7 protein-coding genes are annotated in these 9088 nt (G+C 63.1%); all 7 read right to left on the bottom strand.

All coding sequences use genetic code 11. The annotated features are described in order from the left end of the window. Positions 1–239 precede the first annotated feature (239 nt). On the bottom strand, positions 240–680 hold the full coding sequence (locus tag RFA01S_RS23090) for a DUF4913 domain-containing protein (RefSeq protein ID WP_052060755.1): 441 nt from the start codon (positions 678–680) through the stop codon (positions 240–242). Then, entirely contained in the window at positions 677–2572 is a 1896-nt protein-coding gene (locus RFA01S_RS23095) for a type IV secretory system conjugative DNA transfer family protein (protein ID WP_052060756.1), read from the bottom strand. The genes RFA01S_RS23090 and RFA01S_RS23095 overlap by 4 nt, the downstream gene beginning before the upstream one ends. Next, positions 2566–3228, bottom strand: coding sequence for a hypothetical protein (locus RFA01S_RS23100; protein ID WP_032407547.1), 663 nt, complete (start codon positions 3226–3228; stop codon positions 2566–2568). Before RFA01S_RS23100 ends, RFA01S_RS23095 begins: the two co-directional genes overlap by 7 nt. A 392-nt stretch (positions 3229–3620) precedes the next feature. Next, positions 3621–4052, bottom strand: coding sequence for a hypothetical protein (locus tag RFA01S_RS23105; protein ID WP_032407548.1), 432 nt, complete (start codon positions 4050–4052; stop codon positions 3621–3623). 733 nt (positions 4053–4785) lie between these two features. Beyond that, on the bottom strand, positions 4786–7173 hold the full coding sequence (locus tag RFA01S_RS23110) for a DNA topoisomerase III (RefSeq protein WP_032407549.1): 2388 nt from the start codon (positions 7171–7173) through the stop codon (positions 4786–4788). Positions 7174–7267: 94 nt separating this feature from the next. Next, a complete protein-coding gene (locus RFA01S_RS23115) occupies positions 7268–7873 on the bottom strand; it encodes a thermonuclease family protein (protein ID WP_238325130.1) in 606 nt (201 codons plus the stop codon). Between the two features lie 292 nt (positions 7874–8165). After that, positions 8166–8495: a hypothetical protein gene (locus RFA01S_RS23120; protein ID WP_052060758.1), complete on the bottom strand. Its 330-nt coding sequence runs from the start codon at positions 8493–8495 to the stop codon at positions 8166–8168. Between the last annotated feature and the right edge of the window lie 593 nt (positions 8496–9088).

The raw sequence follows: 9088 nt of genomic DNA on the forward strand, positions 1-9088 counted from the left end.
CGTCGGAATCTTTGGCCACGGTGTGCGCTCCTGAAGTCGGGCGAGACGTCTGTGCGACCCGCAGTGCCCGGGACCGGGCAGGGATCGTTAACGTCGTCGTCGGCCGGAGGCGCAATCCCCGGCCACATCGGACCTGGTGGGTCTAGCCGGACCCACCAGGTCCCTTCGGTCGATCGAATCGGTAGTTGTGTCAGGCTCCACCCGAATCGTCAACATATCTTGACGAGTCGGGTGGAGTATCAGTCGAGCCCGTCGAACCAGCCCGCTGGGGGCAGAGTCAACGTTCGCCGTAGCGGCGGGGTCGTGACGTGCTTGTCTCTGCTGCACAGATACATCGGGCCACCGTCCGGATCGAGCAGTACGCGCAGCATCGGGTCGGCGTCGTGGATCCACCAGGCACTCGGTGCCCCGAGATTTTCGCTCGCTTCCGCGCCCTCCCACGCCAGCCACAGATCACGCAGGCGTCGCACCACTTCGTCGTGTCTCCACCACTCGGGACAGAACACCCGGCCGCTCTTTCCGGCGGTGCCGCTGAGCTTGCGGGTGATCAGAGTCGCGAACCAGGTGTCGAACCAGTCGAACATCGACTCGTACTGCCGCTCCGGTGCCGACGGCTCCTCGTCAGGGCCGCCCTCGTCCGCGTCGCCCTCTGCCGGGTCGAAGTCGTCGAATGCGGTCACAGGAACGGCTCCTCGTCGATCTCGGTGACCTCGTCGAGGTCGACTGCGTTCTCGTCGAGGAGGATCTGCGTCTTCTCGGGGATTCCGTATCGCTCGGCAGAGGCGGTGATGGCGTCGGCGTTCGGGCCGTCGGACCAGTACAGCTTCTTCATCAGCACCGGCCGGTTTCCCGAAATCTGCACCAAGGCTCGGGTTTTCGGGATTGCGGCAAGGTCGTCGACGGTCATGATCGGTTCCTTCGACCAGGACTGCGACTTCGAGGTCGAGCCGCTGTCGAACATGCCGCCGCTCCGTGAGGCCGACCAGCGTTCGACGTCGTGATCACCGACGAGCGCGGACAGGTCCGACAGGGTGGTCTTGTCCTTGATTCCGCCGCCGTACCAGAGGAAATTTGCGGCATCCTGGAGTTGCTTGACCCCGTCCTGGCCCCACACCTTCTGGGCCTGGGAGAGGTTCTGCACGATCGTCATCAGGCAGATCCCCTGCGAGCCGAGGTGGGAGTACCAGGCGGGGAGCTCGGGGAGGCGGCAGACGTTCGCGGCCTCGTCGAGGATGCACAGCATCGGTACCGGCATCCGGCCGCGCGGGCTGCGGCGAGCGGTGCGCTGAGCGGCGTCGATGATTGACCCGATCAACGCTGTGGTCAGCGCTGACGACGAGTCCGGCCCTTCCTTCGACAAGGCGTAGAGCGTGTCGGTACTGGTCACGAACTTCTCGATCACGAACTCGCGCATCGAATGCGGGTAGCGCACGCCCCTGCCGATGTCGGTGTCGAGGACCGCGCCGAGTGAGACGTCCACCCGCTCGGGTGGGAGCACGCTCATCACGTAGGTCTGCTCCTCGAGCAGCCCGATGAACCGGCGAGCCATGTCGTACAGGCCATCTCGCTGGCGCGGGTTGAGTCCGCGCACTGATTGCAGCCGCATCGCGACGATCTGGTGGTTGTGTTCCTCGAGGATCTTCTGGGGGAGTTCGTTCTCCTCGTCGGAGAGCCAACCGTAGACGTGCAGCAGATCGCCGCCCGCACACGATGCCGCCAGCATCATCTGCGCGAGCAATTCCTGTGCACCGCCGTCGAAGTAGGCATCGACGCGAGCCGAATCATCCTTCGATGCGGCCGCGAAGTAGGAGGCGAGCTTGCGGGCCGCGACGATGCTGGTGATTCCGCGCAGCGGATTCCACCAGAACCCGTCACCGCCGGTGCGGGGGCCTTCGGCGATCCCTTGCAGGTCGTAGCGCCACACTGCGCCGAGCTCCTCGCGGACTCCACGGGTGAGGTCATGGCCATCACGTTTGTTCGAGGTGAACATTGCCGCGCCCGGCGCGGTGCACAAGGCGTCGATAGCCATCGCGGCCGTCTTACCCATACGAGGTCCGGCCAGGGCGAACATCATGTCCTCCCACGACATGAACACCTTCTGGTTGCCTTGGACCGTGCGGCCGACGATGACCCCGATGTCGGCGTCGTCGAGGGTGTCGCGGTCGGCCAGATCCGAACGCAGCGACTTCGCTCGATCACGGGCCTGCTTGCCCGTCACCCCGGTCAGCTTCGATGTCGACCCCATCAAACGAGCCTTGGCATCGACATCGTTCTTCCCGCCGCGTGACGCCCGAGCGGCCGCGGCGACGCCGGCAAGACCGGAGCCGATGATCACCGCCATCACGAAGATCACAGTCGAGACGGTCGGCCACGTCAGCTTCCCGCCGGCCACGGAGAACAGGGCCTGAAACGGGTTCCCGGGGATCGACTCGCCGGTGTCGGTGAACGCGTGCCCGAGCCAGAGCGATCCGTATCCGAGGGCGATCAGCACGATCACCAGCGATATCGCGATCAACGGGAGCATCGAGGACTGCGTGCCGGCACCCCTGGCGGTCGGCCTTTTGGTCACCATGCGTCCACACCACCCTCGACGGCCGCGTCGACGCTGCGGTCGAGCTCGATGACCTGCGCGACCCGGTCGGTGATGTCGACGACCGAACCCGACGACTGTTCCTGGCGCGGTGTCTCCCGCAGCAGGTCGACCAGCCTCAGGGGTTCGACGTCGGCCGAGGTGGAGGACACGTCGAGGGTGTGTTCGGCAATGTCGTCGAAGTCGAGGCCGTCGAGCTCAGCGGGCAACTCCAGAGCATCCATCGACAGACCAGGGCGGAGCACCGCGTCGTCGATACCATTGTCGACCAACCGTTCCCGCCATGCATCCTCGTGCGCAGCCGTCCGATTGACGGTGGCGTCCGCCCATTCTTGCTGAGCAGGATCGGTGAAGGTCTGTGCGGTGATCAGCTCGTGCGCGACACCGGACGCGGCGAGATACGCAGCCGCCCGCACCAACGACACGTCGGTGTCGAGCATCCCGAACGCGCGACTGTCACTGCGCGGCTCGTACGAGTGGGAGCGCGCGCGGATCTCCTCGCGGCGCACGTGCGCCCGATCGGGCAGGTTACGGCGGCGTGCGGCAGCCAAGGTGGCGCGGCGACCGCGTTCGTAGGCTGCGGCAGCGATCTGTGAGCGGCGCTGCAGCTCGGCCGTCGAGACAGAGCGAGTGGTCATCGACGTTCACCACCGTCGATGGTGAACGAGATGTGGTCAGTGCTGGGGGAGAGCGAGTGAGGAATCGACATGGAGGGCCTTCACTGGGAGCGTCGGCCAGCCCACAGCACGATGGCCCCGACACCCGAAAGTGGTGCGGTGCAGCGCTGTTGCTGGATGGACGCTCGACCGTGACCCTCATCGACGGTCGAACATCGTTGACTCTAGCTCATCACCCCGGGTGTAGGCACGTCGATCACGACGCGCGCCGTTCGGCCGCCCAAGCGTCCTGACTTCTGCACATACAGCGAGATCGGGACAGGCTTACAGGTCGACTGATCAGACCTTGCAAACAGAAGTGGCCCTGCACCGGATCGGTGCAGGGCCACTGTCAACTAGTCACGCGGCAGCGGTCAGAACTCGAAGACGGCCGGATCCCAGCAGTAGTCGGGATGAGTGGTGTAACCCCACAGTCCCTTGCCGGTGCCGTCCGCGCGATATGCGAACTGCAAGCAGCCGTCGTACATGACTGCGGCATTCGCGTTTGCTTCGATATTCGCGAGCGTTGCCTGGCTGTTCTGTATGACGATCGCAGACAGCAGGTTCCTTTCGAGCAAGGTCGACACGACCGGCCACGATGGGTCCTGAGTGTCCTGGAAGATCACTTCGGTCTGTGGCTGGCTCCAGTAGACGGTGCAGATACTGGGACCGCAGTCGACGTACTTGTCGCCGGTCTGGTACGGAACGGCGGAAGCGCTCGGGGCCAGGGCAATAGCGCCCGTTGCGAGAATGCCGAGCGGGGCGACAGCGGCAAGAACTCTCTGCACGCTTTTGTTTTTGAGCATGGACGAACTCCTGTTCGGTTGTCAACGGGGAACACCCCGTTGGCGGCTGCGAGAGCCAGTGGCTCTCGCAGCCTTTGCCAAAGGTGAATCCACACCTCCTCCATGGGGAGGGCATGTGACCTGCTATCGCTCCGGTGGTGCTGCTCTTCTCGAGACTGCAATCCGTCGAAGAACTTGGACCGATAGATCAAGGTAGGAGCAGATTACGTTTTCCGGACTGAATGAGTCAACTGTTCCTGAAAAAACGACGAAAGCCAGACCGCGTACGGCCTGGCTCGGTCGGAGAGACGGCGTTGCAGCGCCATCCCCCGTGTGGTCCCTTTGGCAAAGAACCGATCCATGGCTGACGGACAAAGTCCAGAAAGCCGACAACCGCGGCCGTGCAGGGTTGGAACCCTCAGCGTCGCGGTCGAGACCAGGGTAAACCCAATCAGGCCACACTTTCAAGCGGGTAGAGAAGAAAGTCAAGTGCGAATTAACGCCAATTTTTGGACTGAAAGATTGTTTCTGGATTCGGAGCTCCCGTGATCGGGCCCGGCCCGGCTTTCCTCGACATGGCCTTGAGAGCTGCACCCGCTGTGTCAGCTCGGCACGCCCTAGGTCGGGACCGACGGGCACAGCCTCGGAGTGGCCGCATCGACGAGGCACAGCAGTCCTTCTCGTGAACCTCCCGCTCGAACTGTTCCCGACGGGCGAGAGCGCGCGAATCCCTCTGTTTCCCTGCGGTACAGGCCTACTTACGTACGGTACGTTTCTTGTTGCCTGCGGCGGACTTTCGGTCCTCGAACTTCAGTTTGAATCCGAAGACCTTGCTGCCCTGGTAGGTGCTCGCGGCCAGCGCGCCTCGGGCCCGGTACGTCTTGCCCGTCTTGCTTTTGGCGTCGAACTCGATGGTCTCTCCGGCCAGTAGCTTCTCGAGTTCCTGCTCGGTGAAGTCCTTGCCGGGCCAGTGGTCGTTGGCACCCCATCCGCGGCCTTTGAACGTGACCGGTTTGCCTTTCCACACTCCGCTGACCAGGTCTGTGCGAGGTGCACGCTCCTCGAATCGAGGGTTGAAGCTCACGTGTGGATACTGCTTGCCGTCCTTGTCCATCACGCCCGGTTCGAGTTTTCCCGTGCACGTGAACGTCTTGCCCGACTTCGCGCTTGTCGCGACGATCTGGATCACCTGACCGGCCAGCAGTTTCGCTACTTCGGAGTCGGTGAACCGGTGGCCACCGAAGACCCGCTTCGCCCGGGTCACGACCGTGCCAGCGTGGGTGAAGTGCAGCTCCGGCGGCAGGTCGACCATCTCCACCGGTGCCCGCGTCACCCCGGCCTTGCCCATGCGAGCCTTGAGTTCGCCGGGGAGCCTGCTCGAATTCGCCTTCATCGCCTGCAGGTCGTGACGAACGAGATCGGCCACGAGGGACAGATAGTCGGCTGCCTCGCCGGTTCCGGCCTCGATCTGCGCCATCTGCTCGAAGACCTGCTCGGTGATCGTCAGGTCACCGATGTGGGTACCCGGCAGAATCCGATGGTTGAGCTCACCGATCGCGCTAAGAGTGATCTTGCCGCGCTGCTCGATCATCAGGGCCTTGCCGCCCGAGTTGTTCGTTACCTCGGCATAGGTGCTCGTTCGGGTCGCGCCGGTACCCACGTTCCGCTTCTCGAGCTGTTTCATCAGCCATCCCATCGTCGGGTGCGGGGGCCGAGTGGGGAAGCCCTCGTGGACGAAGGGGTCGGCGACGGTGCCGAGCGCGGTGACTCCCTCCGGCTGGTCCTCGGACTGCTGGTCCTCCTCCTCGGTGTTGAACACGCCTTTCCACCCGGCGACTACGGGCACGTTCAGCGAGCCGACGAAGCTCGGGTACTGCTCGACGTGGCCGCGATGCTGGTCGTACTCGTAATCGGGCGCGAGCATGGTGAGGTAGTTCTTCGCGAGGAGCTCGTAGATCTCTTTGCCCAATTCACCGTAGGTCTTCTCCACTGCGTCCAGGGACGTCGGGACGTTGGGTCCCGGGCGGTTGGCACCGTGCGCGCCGCCGGATTTGACGTGGCTCGTGCGCGGGCCACGATGGCTCAGCGCCGCAGGGTCCACTCCGACGACGCCGGCGATCGTGTCGACCAGTGGAAGCAGCTCGTTGAACTGCTCGATCGAGATGAACTTGTCCTCGGTGCGCGGGTAGGACACCACCTGCGCCTCGTACATCTTCTGATAGGTGTCGAGGACGTTCTTGGCTCCGAAGCCCTTCTTCGCCAGCAGAGACGACAGGGCTGCGAGGTCCATCAACCGCGGCGGCCCTGTCTTCTTACGGGTCGTCCCGTCGTGGACTACCGGCGAGGAAACGAGGCCGCCGGGGACATCGACCTGTGAGTCGAATCGATCGACGTCGGGGTTGGTGTACGTGACACCGTTCTCGTCACGAAAACGGTTCTCGTAGAACGCCTTCTTGACGTAATTCCTGTGTGCGTCGAGCCCGTCGCCGACGATCACAACCATCGCAGATTTGAGTCGGCCGTTGCGGAGCACGGTGGTCGCGCCCACGGTCTTGGTCGCCAATCTGGTGAACTGCATCGAGAGCATGTCCCACTTCGACCGGAAGTCGGCCTTGCGGTAGTCGCCCTCGGCAGCGATCGCCGTGACCGGTCGACGGGCTGTGAAGGCCTTACGCAGCGATGCGGGAGTTTCGTCCAGGAACTCCATGCGTTCGAGCTTCTTGTTCTCAAGGCCCAGGTACTCCACGATTTCCCAGCCCAGCAGTGAACCTTCACCTGTCGGGTCGAGATCGGCTGCATTGCATACGCTCTCGCACTCCGAGAGCACCGACTTCAGTTCGTGGAGCAAGCTCTTCGCGTCAGAATCGGTGACCAACTTCCCGCCGGACACCCTGCGCCGGATCTCTCGCTCCCAGCGGAAGTTGTCGGCATTCCACGGTAGATGCTCGAGCTCCCAGCTCCGGTATGTGTCGGCGAGTGGGGCCGGCACCATCGCGGAGGGGTCCTTCAATTCCAATAGGTGACCGCGAGCGTGGACGATGACGTACTCCGTTCCCTCGAACGTGCCGCTCATCCCGCCCAGTGCGGCCGCGAAATTACGTGCTGCGGAGGGCTTTTCGGTAAGGATTCCAACTTTTCCCATGACATCGATCTTTCTTCTCAGCGGTTGGTGCGGCGACATGGCCGCCACTTCAGAGAACCGTCGGCGGGGAGATACGTAGGCAGTGCAGGCGTCGTCAGCGTCGAGCTGCTTCGCCGAAGCACGGTGCGCCCCAGAGGCCGACACCGTTGGATTGCGCGGTCGCCTGTGCGGCTGCGATGTTCGCAGCTTCGGTGAGCTGCTGGCCTTGGTAGATGTACGCCCGCGCCATGCCGGTTTCGGCGGCGCGGACGCTGTAGTTGCCGCCGTCGGGGAGCAGGACATAGCGCAGGAGACGGCCGTAGCGGTCGGTGTCGTCGGCCACCGGATCAGCGGTGACGGTGATCGTGGTGCCGTCGAGCTGTTGATGTGCCCAGGCGCTCGCTTCCGGCCCCCAGCACTGCACCGGTGCGTCGGGGTCGACCGTCTCGGGGGTGTCGATACCCAGAATGCGGACCCGTACCGGGTCGCCACCGGTCGACAGACGCACGTCGACGGTATCGCCGTCGATCACCCGATCCACGACACCGCCGGTCGCAGAGACGGCCTCAGTGGCGTGTGTGAGGTTCGGGGGAGCGGTCAGAGGATCGCAGCCCGCCAGCATCGCGGCAAGGGCGGAAGCGGTTACACAGACGGCGAATACGCGCTTGCCTGTGCGCGACAGACGTGGGGAACGTGCGGAGTATCGAGGGAGTGTGGACATGAGGGCCTTCGGGTGGGTGCGAGCGCGTCGGCCAGCACACGGCCACCGGGACGGGCGCTGCTGAGCAGAGGTCGGTGGGTGCTGACCACAGGACACTCGACCGTGACCCTCATCGACGGTCGAACACACCATCCAATTTAGCGCATGGCACCGACATGATGGGCGTACCCGCTCGATCGGGGTCTTCCGCTCGACAGCCAGAGCTGATGCGGAAACAAGCGTGAGTGTGCGCCGACGGCCCGGGCGTGCTTCTGGCGCGAGCAAGACGGGTCGTCGACGGCATCAACCGAAATCAGTTGTAGTAGTAGTAAACGCGACTGGTCATGGTGTCAGCGTCGTCGTGGAACGCGCCGAAAGCGTCCTTGAGCAGCTCGTAGGCAGGTGCCAACTGTGTCTGCTCGATCTTCGTTACCGATGAGACGGTCCATCCGACGATCCCGTCGTGTCCCTCAATTGGCTTACCGAACAGATCGACCAGGGCTTCGCGGCGGTAGCCGTTCTCCACCAGATCGTCCTCGGTGTACCAATCGCTCCTGGGGTCATGAACGTATTCGTCCTGGGCCCTCTGTAGTTCGGTCACGAGCCAGTCGTCGCCAGTCGATGGTGTCGTGGGTTCGGGCACTGGTGATTCCTTTCGGGTTGGGTCGCGAGTACCACTCCTGGACCCAGTAGGTTATTCGATGCATGTTCATCTACCTCAATGGATGCCGCATTCACGTCGAATGCGGCAGTTGTCCGTTTGCCGTAAGCTCACCCAGGGCGGAAACTTTATATCCAAGTGCAACTTCGACGTCAATTATTTCTTTTCAGTATTACTTATCTGCGCGCACGACCACTGATATGGCAGCAATAGCTATAAACCAGTAAATCATCCAAAAGATCGCGGGAAGATCAAACAATAAAATGAGAGCAATATTAATGGCGAGTGCGATCGCGAAGACAACGAGACCCTCCGTGTCCGGCGAGTTGTCCACTGGAGTCGTACTTACTGGCACGGGCACCCGCTTGATCGAGGGCGGCGCTCCGGTCCGGAGTTCAAACTGACCGATCTGATCCTCGACATGCGCATCTCTGCTGGCTGTCGGGACTGCCCCGACTTCAGTTGACTAGTGGGGTTGAGCGATTCAGGCCGCGTGTGCGGTCCGGTTGATTGTCTCAAACTCGATAGGGGTGAGCTTGCCGAGGCGCCGTTGACGGCGTTTGCGGTGATAGGTC

The sequence above is a fragment of the Rhodococcoides fascians NBRC 12155 = LMG 3623 genome (genome assembly GCF_001894785.1).
Classification (GTDB): domain Bacteria; phylum Actinomycetota; class Actinomycetes; order Mycobacteriales; family Mycobacteriaceae; genus Rhodococcoides; species Rhodococcoides fascians.

Coding starts and splice junctions, on each gene's coding strand:
- RFA01S_RS23095 (WP_052060756.1), bottom strand. CDS start 2,572: ATGGTGACCAAAAGGCCGACCGCCAGGGGTGCCGGCACGCAGTCCTCG.
- RFA01S_RS23100 (WP_032407547.1), bottom strand. CDS start 3,228: ATGACCACTCGCTCTGTCTCGACGGCCGAGCTGCAGCGCCGCTCACAG.
- RFA01S_RS23105 (WP_032407548.1), bottom strand. CDS start 4,052: ATGCTCAAAAACAAAAGCGTGCAGAGAGTTCTTGCCGCTGTCGCCCCG.
- RFA01S_RS23110 (WP_032407549.1), bottom strand. CDS start 7,173: ATGGGAAAAGTTGGAATCCTTACCGAAAAGCCCTCCGCAGCACGTAAT.
- RFA01S_RS23115 (WP_238325130.1), bottom strand. CDS start 7,873: ATGTCCACACTCCCTCGATACTCCGCACGTTCCCCACGTCTGTCGCGC.